The organism is Kaistia hirudinis (assembly GCF_014196455.1).
In the GTDB taxonomy this organism is placed as follows: domain Bacteria; phylum Pseudomonadota; class Alphaproteobacteria; order Rhizobiales; family Kaistiaceae; genus Kaistia; species Kaistia hirudinis.
In genome coordinates this window covers 969,302-988,188 of the sequence record NZ_JACIDS010000003.1, presented here as the reverse complement: position 1 = coordinate 988,188, position 18,887 = coordinate 969,302, and the positions used below count along the sequence as shown (strand labels likewise).

Below are 18,887 nucleotides of genomic sequence, written 5' to 3'. Positions count from 1 at the left end.
GTCACGAAAAAGAGAAGGGCCGGCGCGAGGCCAGCCCTTTTCAATTCCGAATGTCGCTCGGAGAGACGAGGCTCAGCTCTCGCTCTTCGGCGTCAGGATCTGGCGGCCGCGATACATGCCGGTCTTCAGATCGATGTGGTGCGGACGGCGCAGCTCACCCGAGTTCTTGTCCTCGGTGTAGGTCGGCTGCGACAGGGCGTCATGCGAACGGCGCATGTTGCGCTTGGAGGGGGAGGTCTTTCGCTTCGGAACGGCCATTCTAGTTCTTCCTTGACTGACGACGCCGGCAAGCCGGCTGCGCGCCGCCCGAAGGCATCGCGGCTGAATTGGGTTGCGGCCTTATACAGATGTCGGCCGGGCTTGACCAGAAGGACGGCGCGAAAACTTTCACCCGCCCTTCCGGCCCCGATGGACTCAGGCCGAGAGACGCTCCAGCTCGGCGATGATCGCCGCGCCCATCTCATGCGTGCCGACCTTGGTCGTGCCCTCGGTATAGATGTCGGCGGTGCGCAGGCCCTTATCCAGCACGCCCGCGATCGCGCGCTCGAGCAGGTCGGCCGCCTCGACGAGGCCGAAGGAATAGCGCAGCGCCATGGCGAAGGAGGCGATCATCGCGATCGGATTGGCGATACCCTTGCCGGCGATGTCGGGCGCGGAGCCGTGCACCGGCTCGTAAAGCGCCTTGCGTCGGCCCGTCGTCGCATCCGGCGCGCCGAGCGAGGCCGACGGCAGCATGCCGAGCGAGCCGGTGAGCATCGCCGCCACGTCGGAGAGGATGTCGCCAAAGAGATTGTCGCAAACGATGACGTCGAACTGCTTGGGCTGGCGAACCAACTGCATGGCGCAATTGTCGGCGAGGATGTGACCGAGCGAAACGTCGGCATATTCCTCGGCGCCGACCTTGGTCACGACCTGCTTCCACAGCACGCCGCTCTTCATGACATTGTGCTTCTCCGCCGAATCGACGCGGCTCTTGCGGGTGCGCGCCAGGTCGAAGGCGACGCGGGCGATGCGCTCGATCTCGGAGGTCGTGTAGAGCTGGGTGTCGACGGCGCGCTTCTGGCCGTTCTCCAGCGTCACGATCTCCTTCGGCTCGCCGAAATAGACGCCGCCGGTGAGCTCGCGCACGATCAGGATGTCGAGGCCCTCGACCAGCTCGCGCTTGAGCGCCGACGCCTCGGCGAGCGCGGGATAGCAGATCGCCGGACGCAGATTGGCGAACAGAGCGAGATCCTTCCTGAGGCGCAGCAGCGCCGCCTCGGGACGGACGTCATAGGGAACGTCGGCCCATTTCGGTCCGCCGACCGCGCCGAACATCACTGCATCGGCCGCCAGGGCCTTGGCCATGGTGGCCTCGGACACGGCCTTTCCGTGCGCGTCATATGCCGAGCCGCCGACGAGGTCCTGCTCATATTCGAAGCTCGCGACGCCGCGCTTGCCGAACCAGTCGATGACCGTCTTCACCTCGGCCATGATTTCCGTGCCGATGCCGTCGCCCGGCAGGAGGAGGAGGTTGTAGCTGGTCATCGGATGGGTCTCTCGTCGGTCTGTTTCAGCGCGGGTGGCGATAGGCGACGAGCGATAAAGCCGAGGGCGCCGCTATGCAAGTTGCTCCTGCGCCAGAAACTTAGCTTTTGAGCGCGGTCACCTCGATCTCGATCAGGATCTCCGGGTCGACGAGATCGCAGATGAGCATGGTCGCCGCCGGCCGGATTTGCGCGAAGAAGCCGCCGACGATCGCGAAGACCGAATCAACCAGCGCCGCGTCCTTCAGATAATAGTGGACGCGCACGACGTCGGAGAGCGCGAAGCCCCCCTCGGCCAGCGCCTTTTCGATGGTCGCCATGGTGTTCCGGGTCTGGTCCTCGATCCCCTCCGGCATCGTCATGGTCGCATAGTCGTAGCCCGTCGTGCCGGCGACAAAGCACCAGGGTCCCTGCACGACGGCGCGGGAATATCCCGCGAATTTCTCGAAGGTCGAGCCGGTCGAGATCAGGCGTCGCGTCATGTCGGCATCTCCTTCGCGGCCATGGCCGGTACGATTTTGGGAAAGCTTGGGCCCCATCCGGCAAAGCGGATGCTATAGCGTTGGATCGCCGCGGACACCGAAAGGTTTTTGACCGCGCCGCACAATGCCGCTAGAACCGATCTAAACTTCCTGGCGGGAGGGAGCTTACGTAAACGTAAGCTATCGAGGAACCGAGAATGTCGAATTCCGACGCAAAGGCCGGGCGGCCGCTTTCCCCACATCTCCAGATCTATCGCTGGCCGATCACGATGACGATGTCGATCCTGCATCGCGTCACCGGCATGGCGCTCTATTTCGGGACGCTCCTGCTCGCATGGTGGCTGATCGCCGCCGCGGCGGGGCCGGCCTATTTCGACGTGGCCAACGCCGTGTTCGGCTCCTGGATCGGGCGGCTTGTGCTGTTCGGCTATAGCTGGGCGCTGATCCATCATCTGCTCGGCGGGCTGCGCCATTTCGTCTGGGATTTCGGCGCGGGCTTCTCCAAGAGCGCCCGCGACAATCTCGCCTATGCGAACATCATCGCCTCCGCGATCCTGACGGTCCTCGTCTGGGTCGTCGGGCTGCTGCTGCACTGATCGAGGCGAACGCCATGTCGATGAGAACTCCCCTCTCCCGCGTCCGCGGCCTCGGTTCGGCCAAGGAAGGCACGGGGCATTTCTGGCATCAGCGCGTGACGGGCGCGGCGCTCGCGATCCTCGTGACGCTCTTCCTGATCCTGCTGATCGCGATCGCCGGCCGGCCCTATCCGGAGGTGATGGCCGTCCTCTCCAACCCCTTCGTGGCGCTTTTGATGGTGCTGATGGTCGCCGCCGGCGCCTGGCATATGAAGCTCGGCATGCAGGTGGTCATCGAGGACTATTTCCATGGCGGGCTGCTGATCGCAGCCGTCATCGCCAACACGTTCTTCTCGATCGCGGTCGGCCTCGCCACTGCGCTCGCCCTCCTCAAGATCAGCTTCGGAGGCTGACATGGCGGAAGCCAATGGCAGCGCGCCGGCCGCAAACGGCCGCGCCTATCCCTTTATCGACCACACCTTCGACGTGGTCGTCGTCGGCGCCGGCGGCGCGGGCCTGCGAGCCGCGCTCGGCGCGAGCCAGGGCGGCCTCAAGACGGCCTGCATCACCAAGGTCTTCCCGACCCGCAGCCATACGGTCGCGGCGCAGGGCGGCATCTCGGCGGCGCTCGGCAATATGGGCGAGGACGACTGGCGCTTTCACATGTACGACACCGTCAAGGGGTCGGACTGGCTCGGCGACCAGGACGCGATCGAGTATCTCGTCCGTCACGCCCCGGCCGCGGTCTACGAGCTTGAGCATTTCGGCGTGCCCTTCTCGCGCACCGAGGCCGGCAAGATCTACCAGCGCCCCTTCGGCGGCATGACCACGCATTACGGCAAGGGCATCGCGCAGCGCACCTGCGCCGCCGCCGACCGCACCGGCCACGCCATTCTGCACACGCTCTATGGCCAGTCGCTGCGCCATTCCTGCGAGTTCTTCATCGAGTATTTCGCGATCGACCTCATCATGGAGGACGGCGCCTGCCGCGGCGTCGTGGCGCTCTGCCTCGATGACGGCACGATCCACCGCTTCCGCGCCGCCAAGACGATCCTGGCCACCGGCGGCTATGGCCGCGCCTATTTCTCGGCGACCTCCGCCCATACCTGCACCGGCGACGGCGGCGGCATGGTGCTGCGCGCCGGCCTGCCGCTGCAGGACATGGAATTCGTCCAGTTCCACCCGACGGGCATCTACGGCGCGGGCTGCCTCATCACCGAGGGTGCACGCGGCGAAGGCGGCTATCTCACCAATTCCGCCGGCGAGCGCTTCATGGAGCGCTACGCACCCTCGGCCAAGGACCTCGCCTCGCGCGACGTCGTCTCGCGCGCGATGACGATGGAGATCCGCGAGGGCCGCGGCGTCGGCAAGAACAAGGACCACATCTTCCTGCATCTCGACCATCTCGACCCGGCGCTCCTGGCGGAGCGCCTGCCGGGCATTTCCGAGAGCGCGAAGATCTTCGCCGGCGTCGACCTGACCAAGGAGCCGATCCCGGTCCTGCCGACCGTCCACTACAATATGGGCGGCATCCCGACGAACTATCACGGCGAGGTGCTGACCAAGGTCGGCGGCGATCCGGATACGGTCGTGCCCGGCCTGATGGCGGTGGGCGAAGCGGCCTGCGTGTCGGTCCATGGCGCGAACCGCCTCGGCTCGAACTCGCTGACCGATCTCGTCGTGTTCGGCCGCGCCGCGGCGCTCCGCGCGCTCGAGACCGTGAAGCCGGGCGAGAAGCAGGCCGAATTCGCCAAGGATGCCGGCGATGCCGCGCTCGCGCGCTTCGATCGCCTGCGCTATGCGAGCGGTCCGACGCCGACGGCGGCGCTCCGCCTCAACATGCAGAAGGTCATGCAGTCCAACTGCGCCGTGTTCCGCACCGGCGAGGTGCTGGACGAGGGTCACGACCTCATCCACAAGGTCTGGAAGTCGGCCGACGATGTCGGCGTCTCCGATCGTTCGCTGATCTGGAATTCCGACCTGATCGAGACGCTCGAATTCGAGAATCTCATCGTGCAGGCGGTCGCGACCATGGACTCGGCGCAGCGCCGGCAGGAATCACGCGGCGCCCATGCCCGCGAGGATTTCCCGAACCGCGACGACGTCAACTGGATGAAGCACTCGCTCGCCTTCGTCGATGCCGAAGCCAAGACGGTGACGCTCGACGACCGGCCGGTGCACACCTACACGATGTCGAACGACATCGCCTATATCGAGCCCAAGGCTCGCGTCTACTGAGGCGGCTTCCATGGTCCAGCTCACGCTCCCCAAGAATTCGACGCTCACCCAGGGCAAGACCTGGGCGAAGCCGGCCGGCGCGAAGAATATCCGCGAGTTCAAGATCTACCGCTGGTCGCCCGATGCCGGGCAGAATCCCAGCGTCGACACCTATTATGTCGATCTCGACGATTGCGGGCCGATGGTTCTCGACGCCCTGATCAAGATCAAGAACGAGGTCGACCCGACGCTGACCTTCCGCCGCTCGTGCCGCGAAGGCATTTGCGGCTCCTGCGCGATGAACATCGACGGGTCGAACACGCTCGCCTGCACCAAGGGCATCGACGACATCAAGGGCGCGGTGAAGATCTATCCGCTGCCGCATATGCCGGTGGTCAAGGACCTCGTGCCCGACCTCACCAATTTCTACGCGCAGCACCGCTCGATCGAGCCCTGGCTCAAGACGGCGACGCCCGAGCCCGAGAAGGAATGGCTGCAGAGCCATGCCGACCGCGAGAAGCTCGACGGGCTCTATGAGTGCATCCTGTGCGCCTGCTGCTCGACCTCGTGCCCGAGCTACTGGTGGAACGGCGACCGCTATCTCGGCCCGGCCGTGCTGCTGCAGGCCTATCGCTGGCTGATCGATTCGCGCGACGAGGCCAAGGGCGAGCGCCTCGACAATCTCGAGGATCCGTTCCGCCTCTATCGCTGCCACACCATCATGAACTGCGCGCAGACCTGCCCGAAGGGCCTGAACCCCGCCAAGGCGATCGCCGAGATCAAGAAGATGATGGTCGAGCGCCGGGTCTGATCCGACGCACCGCGGAACCACCGCCGCTGCCAAGGCATTTCATCCAGGGGGTCTAGGCTCGCTGGAGGAAAGACCATGGATATTCAGGAAGCAGCGCCACGCTGGACCGTCGAGGCGGTGGACCGCCTCAGGCAATTGGCCGAGGCCAGGGTTCCCGCGGAAGTGATCAGCCAGGCGATGCATCGCCCGCTCGCCGAGATTCTCGCCAAGGCGGCCGAACTCAAGCTGACGCTCGATCCGGTGAATCGCGAGCCCTGATCTGGCGACGGACCGGCGTGCTGTACTAGTCTTGCCCCGATTGGCAGGACAGGAGAGTCGCGTGGGGACGCTCGATCACATCGGTTTGCAGGTCAGCGACTATGACAAGCTGACCGCCTTCTACGAGAAGGCGCTGGCGCCGCTCGGCATTTCGATCATCATGCGGATTCCGGAAGAGGCGGGCGTCAAGGGCGCCGGCTTCGGCGCCGACGGCAAGCCGGACTTCTGGGTGTCCGAGGGTGGCCGGACGACGCCGCATCTTCATCTGTGCTTCGTCGCCAAGAATCGCGCAGCCGTCGACGCGTTCTATGCCGCGGCCATGGCTGCCGGCGGGACTGATAACGGACCGCCCGGGATTCGCGCGCATTATCATCCCAATTATTACGGCGCGTTCGTGCTCGATCCGGACGGCCACAACATCGAGGCCTGCTGCCACCGGCCGGAATGACCGGCATGCAGCACTCACGGCAAAATGAGACGGGCCGGCCCCACAACACCTTGTGGCGCCCGGCGAGATGGCTTATTGCGCGCTGCCATATCTTGAGCCGGTCGTCATGGTTCAGGCCGTTCGCCGCGGCGATGGACGACGTGGCATCATTGCTGGGAACCGATTGCCGTAATGCGGCTCGATTCGGCAGTTAAAGGGAATCAGGGGATCGAGGATGGAGAAGGTCATGCGACTGGGGCGTTTCGCGCCACTGCTGCTCGCGACGGCGCTCGCCGGCTGCGGTTCTTTCGGCGCGGTAGGTCTCGGGCCTATGGATCGCTCGCAGCCCGCCGAGAGCGACACGCTCCCCCCCGTCGCCTCGGCGCCGATCGAGAAGAGCACGCTCCCGCCGCCTCCGGCTGATCCCAACGCCGTCGCGGCGCTGCCGCCGACCACCGATCCGACCGCGCCGGCAGCTCCCGGTGCGACGCCTGCGGCTCCGGCAGCCCCCTCCGTCGCCTCCGGCGCGGAGATCGGGCGCACCGACCTCCTCGGCGGCTGGACGCTCTCCTCGGGCTCCGACAATTGCCAGCTCTTCATGACGCTGACGAGCTGGACGGGTGGCTATCGTGCCTCGACGCGCGGCTGTCAGTCCCCTGCCCTCAAGTCGATCTCGGCCTGGAGCCTGTCCGGCACGCAGGTCGTGCTGGCCGGCCAGGGCGGAACGCCGGTGGCGCATCTTTCCTCGGGCGGCAACAACCGCTTCAACGGCCAGACCGTCTCGTCGCAGCCGATCTCCTTCTATCGCTGATCCGGATCCGATCCGGCGGGAGTGTCCTTTGAGCAAGGAAGCGCCGCACGCTTCGCCGCTCGTCGCCACGGCCTATGACCGCATGGTCGCCGCCGGCGAGGTGGAGGACGATCCCGCCCAGCGCGCCCTGATCGCGCGGTTCGACGTCCTCAACGCCAGGCTCGCGACGCGGCGCCTGGCGAAGAAGTCGAGTTCGCTCGGCTGGCTGTTCGGTCGGCGCGACCATGCGCAGAACGATATTCGCGGCCTCTACGTGCATGGCGAGGTCGGCCGCGGCAAGACCATGCTCATGGACCTGTTCTTCGCCAGCGCCGTGAGTGAGCGCAAGCGCCGGGCCCATTTCAACGACTTCATGGCCGACGTGCATGCCCGCGTCTTTCGCGTCCGCGAGGCGATCAAGAACGGGACCGTCAAGGGCGACGACCCGATCCCGATCGTGGCGCGCGAAATCGCCGACGAGACCGAACTTCTCTGCTTCGACGAGTTCACGGTCACCGACATCGCCGATGCGATGATCCTCGGCCGCCTCTTCACCCAGCTCTTCGCCCGCGGCGTCATCATGGTCGCGACATCGAATGTCGCACCGGACGACCTCTATCGCGGCGGGCTCAATCGCGACCGCTTCCTGCCCTTCATCGCGCTGCTCAAGGAACGGGTCGAGGTGGTGCGTCTCGGCTCGCGCACCGATTATCGCCAGGAGAAGACCAACCGGCTGCGCGTCTATCTGACGCCGCTCGGACCCGAGGCGGATGCCGCCATGGACGAGGCCTGGGCGCGCCTGACGGACGGCGCGGCCGGAGAGGCGACCACCCTCTCCGTGCTCGGGCGCGACGTCACGGTGCCCCGCGCGGCGCGCGGCGTCGCCCGCTTCGATTTCGCCGATCTCTGCGCCCGGCCGCTCGGTGCCAGCGACTATCTCGCAATCGCGCACGCCTTCGAAACCGTGCTGATCGACCGCATCCCGGCCATGGACGCCGCCCGCCGCAACGAGGCCAAGCGCTTCATCACGCTGATCGATGCGCTCTATGACGGCCATGTGAAGCTGGTCGTCTCCGCGGCCGCGGAACCCGACCTCCTGTACCGTGCCGAGAGCGGGACGGAAGCGTTCGAATTCGCCCGGACCGCCTCACGACTCACCGAGATGCGGTCGCAGGAATACTCGAACCTCGCGCATCACGGCTTCATCGCGGAGACGTGACGTAAACGTCACCTATATCGATCTGCCGCAGAATTGCTTGGCCGATGCCTTTAGTTCGACTTGCGCCGTTCCCGCAATCGGGGTATGCCGCCGTCGTTCCGGCAGCCATCCGACTGTGGACCTTACGTTTAGGTAAACCTCCATCGGGAGATCTTGCATATGGCTCGAGCTAAGATTGCCTTGATCGGTTCTGGTCAGATCGGCGGCACGCTCGCCCTTCTCGCCGGCATCAAGGAACTCGGCGACATCGTGCTCTTCGACATCGCGGACGGCGTTCCGCAGGGCAAGGCGCTCGATATCGCCGAAGCCTCGCCGGTCGAGGGCTTCGACGCATCGATCTCCGGTGCCTCCTCCTATGCAGCGATCGAAGGCGCCGACGTCGTGATCGTCACCGCCGGCGTACCGCGCAAGCCGGGCATGAGCCGCGACGACCTTCTCGGCATCAACCTTCAGGTGATGGAGCAGGTCGGCGCGGGCATCAAGAAATATGCCCCGAACGCCTTCGTCATCTGCATCACCAACCCGCTCGACGCGATGGTCTGGGCGCTGCAGAAGTTCTCGGGCCTGCCCGCCTCGAAGGTCGTCGGCATGGCCGGCGTGCTCGACAGCGCCCGCTTCCGCCACTTCCTGGCCGAGGAATTCAAGGTCTCCGTCGAGGACGTGACGGCCTTCGTGCTCGGCGGCCATGGCGACACGATGGTGCCGCTGACGCGCTATTCGACCGTTGCCGGCATCCCGCTCACCGATCTCGTCAAGCTCGGCTGGATCGAGAAGAAGCGCCTCGACGAAATCGTCCAGCGCACCCGTGACGGCGGCGCCGAGATCGTGAACCTGCTCAAGACCGGTTCCGCCTTCTACGCCCCGGCCGCCTCGGCGATCGTGATGGCCGAGAGCTACCTCAAGGACAAGAAGCGCGTCCTGCCGGCGGCCGCCATGCTCGACGGCCAGTACGGCATCAAGGGCCGCTATATCGGCGTGCCGATCGTCATCGGTGCGGCCGGTGTCGAGCGTGTCGTCGAGATCGAACTGAACAAGGCCGAGCGCGCCATGTTCGACAAGTCCGTCGCCGCGGTTGAAAGCCTCGTCGATGCTTGCGTGAAGATCGCTCCGGCGCTCGGCGCCTGAACAGCCTCTTTGGCCCCGTCGGCGGAAGGTGACCGATGAACATTCATGAATACCAGGCGAAGGCTCTGCTGAAGAGCTTCGGGGCTCCGGTCTCGAACGGCGTCGCCATCTTCTCGCCGGCCGAAGCCGAGGCCGCCGCGCGCGAGCTCGGCGGACCGCTCTGGGTCGTCAAGTCCCAGATCCATGCCGGCGGCCGCGGCAAGGGCAAGTTCAAGGAAGAGGCGGCTGGCGAAAAGGGCGGTGTCCGCCTCGCCAAGTCGATCGACGAGGTGAAGGCCTTCGCATCCCAGATGCTTGGCAACACGCTCGTCACCATCCAGACCGGCCCGGCCGGCAAGCAGGTGAACCGCCTCTATATCGAGGACGGCTCGGACATCGAGAAGGAGTTCTACCTCTCCCTCCTCGTCGACCGCGCCACCTCGCGCATCGCCTTCGTCGTCTCGACGGAAGGCGGCATGGACATCGAGGAAGTCGCCCATTCGACGCCGGAGAAGATCAAGACCTTCTCCGTCGATCCCGCGACCGGCATCATGCCGCATCACGGCCTCACCGTCGCCAAGGCGCTCGGCCTCTCCGGCGCGGCCGCCAAGGAAGCGAACGACGTCGTCGCCAAGCTCTATGCGGCCTTCGTCGCCAAGGACATGGCGATGCTCGAGGTCAACCCGCTGATCCTCACCAAGGACGGGCACCTCAAGGTTCTCGACGCCAAGGTGTCGTTCGATTCGAACTCACTCTACCGCCATCCGGACGTCGTCGCGCTGCGCGACGAGACGGAGGAGGACCAGAAGGAGATCGAGGCCTCCAAGTACGACCTCGCCTATATCGCGCTCGACGGCACGATCGGCTGCATGGTCAACGGCGCCGGCCTTGCGATGGCGACGCTCGACATCATCCAGCTCTATGGCGAGAGCCCGGCCAACTTCCTGGACGTCGGCGGCGGCGCTTCGGAGGAGAAGGTGACGGCGGCCTTCAAGATCATCACCTCCGACCCGAAGGTGAAGGGCATCCTCGTCAACATCTTCGGCGGCATCATGAAGTGCGACGTCATCGCGCGCGGCGTGCTCGCCGCGGTGAAGGCGGTCGGCCTGCAGGTTCCGCTCGTCGTGCGCCTCGAGGGCACGAATGTCGAACTCGGCAAGGAGATCATCCGCGAGAGCGGGCTGAACGTGATCCCCGCCGACGACCTCGACGACGCCGCGCAGAAGATCGTCAAGGCCGTCAAGGGAGCCGCCTGATGTCCGTCCTGATCGACAAGAACACCAAGCTCATCACCCAGGGCTTCACCGGTAAGAACGGCACGTTCCATTCCGAGCAGGCGCTCGCCTATGGCACCAAGGTCGTCGGCGGCACCTCGCCCGGCAAGGGCGGCCAGACGCATCTCGGCCTGCCGGTGTTCGACACCGTCGCCGAGGCGCGCGAGGCGACCGGCGCCGATGCGTCCGTGATCTATGTTCCGCCGCCCGGCGCGGCGGATGCGATCTGCGAGGCGATCGACGCCGAGATCCCGCTCATCGTCTGCATCACCGAGGGCATTCCGGTGCTCGACATGGTGCGCGTCAAGCGCTCGCTCTCCGGCTCCAAGTCGCGCCTGATCGGGCCGAACTGCCCCGGCGTCGTCACGGCGGGCGAATCGAAGATCGGCATCATGCCGGCCAATATCTTCAAGCCGGGCAGCGTCGGCATCGTCTCGCGTTCCGGCACGCTGACCTATGAGGCCGTGTTCCAGACCACCAATGAGGGCCTCGGCCAGACCACGGCAGTCGGCATCGGCGGCGATCCGGTCAAGGGTACCGAGTTCATCGACATTCTGGAGATGTTCCTCGCCGACGAGAAGACCACGTCGATCGTCATGATCGGCGAGATCGGCGGCTCGGCCGAGGAAGATGCGGCGCAGTTCATCAAGGACGAGGCCAAGCGCGGCCGGAAGAAGCCGATGGTCGGCTTCATCGCCGGACGCACCGCTCCGCCCGGACGGCGCATGGGCCATGCCGGCGCGATCATCTCGGGTGGCAAGGGCGGCGCAGAAGACAAGATTGCGGCGATGGAATCGGCGGGGATTCGTGTCTCGCCCTCCCCCGCCCGCCTTGGAAAGACCTTGGTTGAGGTCTTGAAGGGATAGGAGAAAGAACCGACATTCCGGAGACGTAATGTCGGGACGAACATCGTCAGCGCGGCGGGGGCCGCCGCGCCATCAGGGAGAGAGGGGCGCGGCTCCTCACGAGAACATGTCACGCGAGCCGTCGAATTCGGCGTTTGCCACCTCTTCCTTCCTCTATGGCGGCAATGCCGCCTATATCGAAGACCTCCACGCGCGCTACCAGAACGACCCGTCCTCGGTCGACGCCGAGTGGCGGGACTTCTTCGCAGCACTTCAGGACGATCCCAAGTCGATCGCCGCCGAAGCGCGCGGCGCGACCTGGGAGAAGCCGAACTGGCCGATCCCGGCCAATGGCGAGCTGGTCTCGGCCCTCGACGGCAATTGGGGCCAGATCGAGAAGATCGTCACCGACAAGCTGAAGGCCAAGGCGCATCAGGCGCCGGCGTCCGCAAACGGCGCGGCCGCTGCCCCCGTCTCCGAGGCGGCGCTGCAGCAGGCGGCGCGCGATTCGGTCCGCGCGATCATGATGATCCGCGCCTATCGCATGCGCGGCCATCTCCACGCCGATCTCGACCCGCTGCATCTCGCCACCATCGGCGACCATGAGGAGCTTCACCCCTCCTCCTATGGCTTCACCGAGGCCGACTACAGCCGCAAGATCTTCATCGACAACGTGCTCGGGCTCGAATTCGCCACCATCCCCGAGATGCTGGCGATCCTGAAGCGCACCTATTGCTCGACGCTCGGCGTCGAGTTCATGCACATTTCCGATCCGGCCGAGAAGGCCTGGATCCAGGAGCGCATCGAGGGACCGGACAAGGCCATCTCCTTCACCAAGGAAGGCAAGAAGGCGATCCTGAACAAGCTGATCGAATCCGAAGGGTTCGAGAAGTTCCTCGACGTCAAGTTCACCGGCACCAAGCGCTTCGGCCTCGACGGCGCGGAATCGCTGATCCCGGCGCTCGAGCAGATCATCAAGCGCGGCGGCAATCTCGGCGTGCACGAGATCGTCGTCGGCATGGCGCATCGCGGCCGTCTGAACGTGCTGACGCAGGTGATGGCGAAGCCGCACCGCGCGCTGTTCCACGAGTTCAAGGGCGGTTCGTTCACGCCCGACGACGTCGAGGGTTCCGGCGACGTCAAGTATCACCTCGGCGCTTCGTCGGACCGCGAGTTCGACGGCAACAAGGTGCATCTGTCGCTGACCGCCAATCCCTCGCATCTCGAGATCGTCGATCCGGTGGTGCTCGGCAAGGCGCGCGCCAAGCAGGACAGCCACAAGGATTTCGTGCGCACCGGCACGCTGCCGCTGCTCATCCATGGCGACGCGGCCTTCGCCGGCCAGGGCGTCGTCGCGGAGTGCTTCGGCCTGTCGGGCCTCAAGGGCCATCGCACGGGCGGCTCGATCCATTTCATCGTGAACAACCAGATCGGCTTCACGACCAATCCGCGCTTCTCGCGCTCCTCGCCCTATCCGTCGGATGTGGCGAAGATGATCGAGGCGCCGATCTTCCACGTGAATGGCGATGATCCGGAGGCCGTGGTCTACGCGGCGAAGATCGCGATCGAGTTCCGGCAGAAGTTCCACAAGCCGGTCGTCATCGACATGTTCTGCTACCGCCGCTTCGGGCACAACGAAGGCGACGAGCCGGCGTTTACCCAGCCGCTGATGTACAAGAACATCCGCAGCCATCCGGCGATCGTCGAGATCTACGCGCAGAAGCTGATCGGCGAAGGCTTGGTCACGCCGGAAGAGGTCGAGGAAGCCAAGGCCAATTGGCGCAATCATCTCGAAGGCGAGTTCGAGGCGGGCCAGTCCTACCGTCCGAACAAGGCCGACTGGCTCGACGGCGCCTGGGCCGGCCTCAAGGTCGCGCAGGCGGATGATGATCCGCGTCGCGGCAAGACCGGTCTTGAGCTGGACGAACTGAAGCGGATCGGCACGCGTCTCACCGACGTGCCGAAGGATTTCCACGTCCACAAGACCGTGCAGCGCTTCATCGACAATCGCCGCAAGGCGATCGAGACGGGCGTCGGCATCGACTGGGCGACCGCCGAGGCGCTCGCCTTCGCAACGCTCGCCGTCGAAGGGCATCCGATCCGTCTTTCCGGCCAAGACGTCGAGCGCGGCACGTTCTCGCAGCGTCACTCGGTGCTCTACGACCAGGAAAGCGAAGAGCGCTTCATCCCGCTCAACAATATCCAGGAAGGCCAGGCCACCTACGAGGTCATCAATTCGATGCTCTCGGAAGAGGCGGTGCTCGGCTTCGAGTATGGCTATTCGCTGAGCCAGCCCAACACGCTCACCCTGTGGGAAGCGCAGTTCGGCGACTTCGCGAACGGCGCGCAGGTCGTGTTCGACCAGTTCATCTCGTCGGGCGAACGCAAGTGGCTGCGCATGTCCGGCCTCGTCTGCCTGCTGCCGCATGGCTATGAGGGCCAGGGCCCCGAGCATTCCTCGGCCCGTCTCGAGCGCTATCTCCAGATGTGCGCCGAAGACAATATGCAGGTTGCGAACGTCTCGACGCCGTCGAACTACTTCCACATCCTGCGCCGGCAGCTGAAGCGCGACATCCGCAAGCCGCTGATCCTGATGACGCCGAAGTCGCTGCTGCGCCACAAGCGCGCCGTGTCGCACCTCGCGCAGTTCGGGCCGCTGTCCTCGTTCCATCGCCTGCTTTGGGACGATGCCGAGTTCCTGCCCGACCAGCCGATCAAGCTCGCCAGCGACGACAAGATCCGCCGCGTCGTGATCTGCACCGGCAAGGTCTATTACGACCTCTATGAGGAGCGCGAGAAGCGCGGCATCAACGACGTCTATCTGATGCGCGTCGAGCAGCTCTATCCGTTCCCGCTCAAGGCGCTGGTCGGCGAGTTCAGCCGCTTCAAGAACGCCGACGTGGCCTGGTGCCAGGAAGAGCCCAAGAACATGGGTGCCTGGACCTTCGTCGAGCCGAACCTTGAATGGGTGCTGAACCAGGCCGGCGGCGCCGCGAAGCGCGCACGCTATGTCGGCCGCCCCGCTTCGGCCGCGACCGCGACGGGCCTCATGTCGAAGCATGTGGCCCAGCTCAACGCCTTCCTCGACGAGGCATTCGCCTGACGGGCGGCGGCCGACCGGCCGCTGCCCCCGCAACCGCACATCGAATCGAACGACAGAGAATCCGTCATGGCCACCGAAATCCGCGTACCTACCCTCGGCGAATCCGTGACGGAGGCAACGATCGGACGCTGGTTCAAGAAGGTCGGCGAGACCATCGCCGCCGATGAGCCGATCGTCGAGCTCGAAACCGACAAGGTCACCATCGAGGTTCCCGCGCCGGCTTCGGGCGTGCTCGAAGCGCTCGCCGCCAAGGATGGCGACACGGTCGGCGTCGGTGCCCTGCTCGGCACCATCGCCACCGACGGTGCCGCGGCTGCGCCGGCCAAGGCCGAGCCTGCCAAGCCCGCCAAGGCGGAAGCGCCCAAGGCCGAGGCGCCCAAGGCCGCGCCGGCCAAGGCGGTTGCCGCCGACGCGAACGGCCCCGCCGTCGCCAAGCTCGCCGCCGAGAGCGGCGTCGACACCGCGGCTGTCGCCGGTACCGGCAAGGACGGCCGCGTGACCAAGGGCGACCTGATCAGCGCGATCGCGACGGGCGCAGCCGCCCCGGCCGCGGCGCCCGCCCCGGCGCCTGCCGTCACGGTCCGCGCCCCGGTCGCCGCCGACGATGCCTCGCGCGAAGAGCGCGTGCGCATGACCAAGCTGCGCCAGACGATCGCCCGCCGCCTCAAGGATGCGCAGAACACCGCCGCCATGCTCACGACCTTCAACGAGGTCGACATGAGCGCGGTGATGAGCCTCCGCACCCAGTACAAGGATATCTTCGAGAAGAAGCACGGCACGAAGCTCGGCTTCATGGGCTTCTTCGTGAAGGCCGTCATCCAGGCGCTGAAGGACATCCCGGCCGTCAATGCCGAGATCGACGGCACCGACCTCGTCTACAAGAATTACTACCACATCGGCATCGCCGTCGGCACGGACAAGGGCCTCGTCGTCCCGGTCGTGCGCGATGCGGACGAGCTCTCGCTCGCCGGCGTCGAGAAGAAGATCGCCGATTTCGGCCGCCGCGCCCGCGACGGCCAGCTCAAGATCGAAGAGATGCAGGGCGGCACCTTCACGATCACCAATGGCGGCATCTACGGTTCGCTGATGTCGACGCCGATCCTGAACGCGCCGCAGTCCGGCATTCTCGGCATGCACAAGATCCAGGAGCGGCCGATGGTCGTTGGCGGCAAGATCGAGATCCGCCCGATGATGTATCTGGCGCTCTCCTACGACCACCGCGTCGTCGACGGCAAGGAAGCCGTGACCTTCCTCGTCCGCGTTAAGGACAGCCTCGAAGATCCGCAGCGGATGATCCTGGATCTCTGACACGCTGAAAACCGCAGCGGCTGCGCGCCATGGCGCGGGCAGCCGCCGACTGAATTGACATGAAGGGGTGAACGGGCATGGCTGAGCGGTACGACGTCATCGTGATCGGCTCGGGACCGGGCGGCTATGTCTGCGCGATCAAGGCCGCGCAGCTCGGACTGAAGGTCGCCGTCGTCGAGAAGATGAAGACCTATGGCGGCACCTGCCTGAACATCGGCTGCATCCCCTCGAAGGCGCTGCTGCATGCGTCCGAGCGGTTCGAGGAAGTCGGGCATCTCGAAAAGCTCGGCGTCAAGGTCGGCTCGGTCTCGCTCGACCTTCCCGCCATGCTCGCGCACAAGGATGCGACGGTTAAGTCGAATGTCGACGGCGTCGCCTTCCTGTTCAAGAAGAACAAGATCACCGGCTATACGGGCAGCGGCCGCATCGACGCGCCCGGCAAGGTCACCGTGACCCGCGAGGACGGCTCGTCCGAGACGATCGAGGGCAGCTCGATCGTGATCGCGACAGGATCGGACTCGGCGCCGCTGCCCGGCGTTCATGTCGACGAGCAGCGTGTCGTCTCCTCGACCGGCGCGCTGGCCCTGCCCAAGGTCCCGGGCAAGCTGGTCGTTGTCGGCGCCGGTGTGATCGGCCTCGAGCTCGGCTCGGTCTGGCGGCGCGTCGGCGCGGATGTGACCGTCGTCGAATTCCTCGACCGCATCCTGCCGGGCATGGATGGCGAGGTCGCCAAGCAGACGCAGCGCCTGCTCGAGAAGCAGGGCATCAAGTTCCGCCTCGGCACCAAGGTCACCGCCGTCGATGTCACCGGCAAGACGTCGAAGGTGACGATCGAACCGGCCAAGGCTGGCGAGGCAGCCGCCGAGACGCTCGACGCCGACATCGTGCTCGTCGCGATCGGCCGCCGTCCCTACACCGAAGGCCTCGGCCTCGAGGGCGTCGGCGTTGCGCTGGATGAGCGGAAGCGCGTCAAGGTCGACGCGCATTACCAGACGAACGTGTCCGGCATCTACGCAATCGGCGACGTCATCGCCGGCCCGATGCTGGCGCACAAGGCCGAGGACGAGGGCGTCGCGCTCGCCGAGATCCTCGCCGGCCAGGCGGGTCACGTGAACTATGGCGCGATCCCCGCGGTCGTCTATACGAGCCCGGAAGTCGCCTCCGTCGGCAAGACGGAAGAGGAGCTGAAGGCGGCCGGCATCGAGTACAAGGTCGGCAAGTTCCCGTTCTCCGCCAATGGCCGAGCGCGGGCGATGCTGGCGACGGACGGCTTCGTGAAGATCCTGTCCGACAAGACGACCGACCGCGTGCTTGGCGGCCACATCGTCGGCACCGGAGCCGGCGAGATGATCCACGAGATCGTCGTGCTGATGGAGTTCGCAGGTTCCGCCGAGGATCTCGGCCGCACGACCCATGCCCATCCGACCATGTCGGAAGCCGTCAAGGAAGCCGCGCTCGCCGCCTGGACCAAGCCGATTCATCTGTGAGACGAGCGGCCGACAGGCCGCTCGCATCAGGCCATGCCTTTCGATCGGGCAAAGCGGACAACCGCTTCGCCCGATTGCATTTCAGGCGAGCGGCTTTTCCTTGGTCTCGACGTCGATCATCGTGGTGGCCAGCGCGGCAATCACCAGCAGCGCCGCGAAGACGCCGAGCGCGACGTTGAAGGAGATGCCGACGACGATGCCGACCAGCGTCGGCGCAAACAGGCCGCCGAGCCGCGCCATGGCGCCGGCGATGCCCATGCCGCTGGCCCTGAGCGAGGTCGGATAGAGCTCCGGCGTGAAGGCATAGAGCGCGCCCCAGGTTCCGAGCAGCGCGAAGCTCATCAGCAGCATGGCGCCGGCGATCATGCCGGGATCCGACAGCACGGCATAAAGGAAGCAGCCTGCCGCCGAGAGCAGCAGGAAGGCGATCAGCGTCGGCTTGCGGCCATAGCGCTCGACGCCGAAGGCCGCCAGCGCATAGCCGGGGATCTGCGCGAGCGCGAGCAGCACCAGGAAACCATAGCCGCGCACGAAGCCGTGACCTTCGGAGACGAGCTTGCCCGGCAGCCAGGTGAAGACGCCGTAATAGGCGATCGAGACGAGCAGCCAGGCGGCGAAGATCGCCACGGAGCGACGGCCCATGCCGCCGGTGAAGAGCGCCGAAATCGGTTCGCGCTTCTCACGCGGCAGGGTGAGCGCGCCGGCGAGCACCGTGCCGCCATTGTCCTTGGCGATCCGGTCGAGCACCGCCTTTGCCTCCTGCGGCGAGCCGGCGCGCAGCAGGTAATAGGGCGATTCCGGCACGAGGAAGCGCAGGCCGAAGCCGATCAGCGCCGGCACGCCGGTGACGATGAAGATGAAGCGCCAGGCTTCCTCGACGCCATTATTGGCGGCCCACCAGGCCGCGAGCGCGACGACGAGCGTGCCGACCGCCCAGAAGCCCTCGAGCGCGACCAGCCAGCGACCGCGCCGCTTGGCCGGCAGGAACTCGGCCATCATGGCGTAGTCGACCGGGAGCGTCCCGCCGACCGCGAGTCCGGTCATGAAGCGAAGGCCGAGAAGAACGCCGAAGCTCGGCGCGAAGGCCGAGGCGAGGCCGAAGACCGCGTCGATCAGAACCGTGATGATCAGCAGGTTGCGGCGCCCGATCCGGTCCGCGAGACGGCCGAAGAAGGCGGCACCGATGAGCATGCCGACAAAGAAGACCGTGCCCGTCTGCAGCGCCTGCGGCACCGTCAGCCCGAAGCTCTTCGCGATCGAGGGTGCCGTGAAGCCGATGGCGAGGACCTGCATCGCATCCGCGGCCCAGACCAGCCCGAAGATGAGGAACAGCTTCCTCTGGAAGCTGCCGGTCCCGGCGGCCTCCAGCGCCTCGTCCACCGTGATCGCGCGTGTCGCCATATCGTCAACTCCTGCCCGGCGGCGCCGAATCGCCGCTTTTCTCGCGGCCTAGAGAACCCT

General features: G+C 65.9%; 18 protein-coding genes. 14 read left to right on the top strand and 4 right to left on the bottom strand.

The genetic code is table 11. The annotated features are described in order from the left end of the window. Nucleotides 1–72: 72 nt before the first annotated feature. From rpmF to GGR25_RS14580, 3 genes are all read right to left on the bottom strand, one after another. Nucleotides 73–258, bottom strand: coding sequence for a 50S ribosomal protein L32 (gene rpmF / locus GGR25_RS14590; RefSeq protein WP_104219779.1), 186 nt, complete (start codon nt 256–258; stop codon nt 73–75). Between the two features lie 156 nt (nt 259–414). Continuing rightward, nucleotides 415–1,527, bottom strand: a complete 1,113-nt coding sequence (gene leuB, locus GGR25_RS14585; protein WP_183399500.1) for a 3-isopropylmalate dehydrogenase — start codon at nt 1,525–1,527, stop codon at nt 415–417. 100 nt (nt 1,528–1,627) lie between these two features. Further along, nucleotides 1,628–2,008, bottom strand: coding sequence for a RidA family protein (locus tag GGR25_RS14580; protein WP_183399499.1), 381 nt, complete (start codon nt 2,006–2,008; stop codon nt 1,628–1,630). A gap of 197 nt (nt 2,009–2,205) precedes the next feature. Between GGR25_RS14580 and sdhC the strand changes: the two genes are divergently transcribed. The 14 genes from sdhC (at nt 2,206) to lpdA (ending at nt 17,426) form a co-directional block, all read left to right on the top strand. Beyond that, on the top strand, nt 2,206–2,604 hold the full coding sequence (sdhC, locus tag GGR25_RS14575; protein ID WP_183399498.1) for a succinate dehydrogenase, cytochrome b556 subunit: 399 nt from the start codon (nt 2,206–2,208) through the stop codon (nt 2,602–2,604). Nucleotides 2,605–2,618: 14 nt separating this feature from the next. Next, nucleotides 2,619–2,996, top strand: coding sequence for a succinate dehydrogenase, hydrophobic membrane anchor protein (sdhD, locus tag GGR25_RS14570; RefSeq protein WP_183399497.1), 378 nt, complete (start codon nt 2,619–2,621; stop codon nt 2,994–2,996). A 1-nt stretch (nt 2,997) separates the two neighbouring features. Continuing rightward, the gene (gene sdhA / locus GGR25_RS14565; protein WP_183399496.1) at nt 2,998–4,821 is read left to right on the top strand and encodes a succinate dehydrogenase flavoprotein subunit; all 1,824 of its coding nucleotides are present in this window, start codon (nt 2,998–3,000) and stop codon (nt 4,819–4,821) included. A gap of 10 nt (nt 4,822–4,831) precedes the next feature. Next, nucleotides 4,832–5,611: a succinate dehydrogenase iron-sulfur subunit gene (locus GGR25_RS14560; protein WP_183399495.1), complete on the top strand. Its 780-nt coding sequence runs from the start codon at nt 4,832–4,834 to the stop codon at nt 5,609–5,611. Between the two features lie 75 nt (nt 5,612–5,686). Continuing rightward, on the top strand, nt 5,687–5,869 hold the full coding sequence (locus GGR25_RS14555) for a hypothetical protein (RefSeq protein WP_183399494.1): 183 nt from the start codon (nt 5,687–5,689) through the stop codon (nt 5,867–5,869). 61 nt (nt 5,870–5,930) lie between these two features. Beyond that, nucleotides 5,931–6,317 carry a VOC family protein gene (locus GGR25_RS14550; RefSeq protein ID WP_183399493.1) on the top strand — a complete coding sequence of 129 codons (387 nt, stop codon included), beginning with the start codon at nt 5,931–5,933 and terminating at the stop codon, nt 6,315–6,317. A 226-nt stretch (nt 6,318–6,543) separates the two neighbouring features. Then, nucleotides 6,544–7,107 carry an AprI/Inh family metalloprotease inhibitor gene (locus tag GGR25_RS24935; protein ID WP_210299934.1) on the top strand — a complete coding sequence of 188 codons (564 nt, stop codon included), beginning with the start codon at nt 6,544–6,546 and terminating at the stop codon, nt 7,105–7,107. A 28-nt stretch (nt 7,108–7,135) separates the two neighbouring features. Next, nucleotides 7,136–8,305, top strand: a complete 1,170-nt coding sequence (gene zapE, locus GGR25_RS14540) for a cell division protein ZapE (RefSeq protein WP_183399492.1) — start codon at nt 7,136–7,138, stop codon at nt 8,303–8,305. A gap of 159 nt (nt 8,306–8,464) precedes the next feature. After that, on the top strand, nt 8,465–9,430 hold the full coding sequence (gene mdh, locus GGR25_RS14535; RefSeq protein ID WP_183399491.1) for a malate dehydrogenase: 966 nt from the start codon (nt 8,465–8,467) through the stop codon (nt 9,428–9,430). A gap of 35 nt (nt 9,431–9,465) precedes the next feature. After that, complete coding sequence (gene sucC / locus GGR25_RS14530; RefSeq protein WP_183399490.1) at nt 9,466–10,665, top strand: ADP-forming succinate--CoA ligase subunit beta; 1,200 nt, start codon at nt 9,466–9,468, stop codon at nt 10,663–10,665. Next, nucleotides 10,665–11,549, top strand: coding sequence for a succinate--CoA ligase subunit alpha (gene sucD, locus GGR25_RS14525; RefSeq protein WP_183399489.1), 885 nt, complete (start codon nt 10,665–10,667; stop codon nt 11,547–11,549). The genes sucC and sucD overlap by 1 nt, the downstream gene beginning before the upstream one ends. Before the next feature lie 106 nt (nt 11,550–11,655). Further along, a complete protein-coding gene (locus GGR25_RS14520) occupies nt 11,656–14,631 on the top strand; it encodes a 2-oxoglutarate dehydrogenase E1 component (protein ID WP_183399488.1) in 2,976 nt (991 codons plus the stop codon). Nucleotides 14,632–14,697: 66 nt separating this feature from the next. Continuing rightward, a complete protein-coding gene (gene odhB / locus GGR25_RS14515; protein WP_183399487.1) occupies nt 14,698–15,939 on the top strand; it encodes a 2-oxoglutarate dehydrogenase complex dihydrolipoyllysine-residue succinyltransferase in 1,242 nt (413 codons plus the stop codon). A 77-nt stretch (nt 15,940–16,016) separates the two neighbouring features. Beyond that, the gene (gene lpdA, locus GGR25_RS14510) at nt 16,017–17,426 is read left to right on the top strand and encodes a dihydrolipoyl dehydrogenase (RefSeq protein WP_183399486.1); all 1,410 of its coding nucleotides are present in this window, start codon (nt 16,017–16,019) and stop codon (nt 17,424–17,426) included. Between the two features lie 81 nt (nt 17,427–17,507). Here the strand turns inward: lpdA and GGR25_RS14505 are convergent, their stop codons facing one another. Further along, nucleotides 17,508–18,827: an MFS transporter gene (locus GGR25_RS14505; RefSeq protein WP_183399485.1), complete on the bottom strand. Its 1,320-nt coding sequence runs from the start codon at nt 18,825–18,827 to the stop codon at nt 17,508–17,510. Nucleotides 18,828–18,887: the final 60 nt, after the last annotated feature.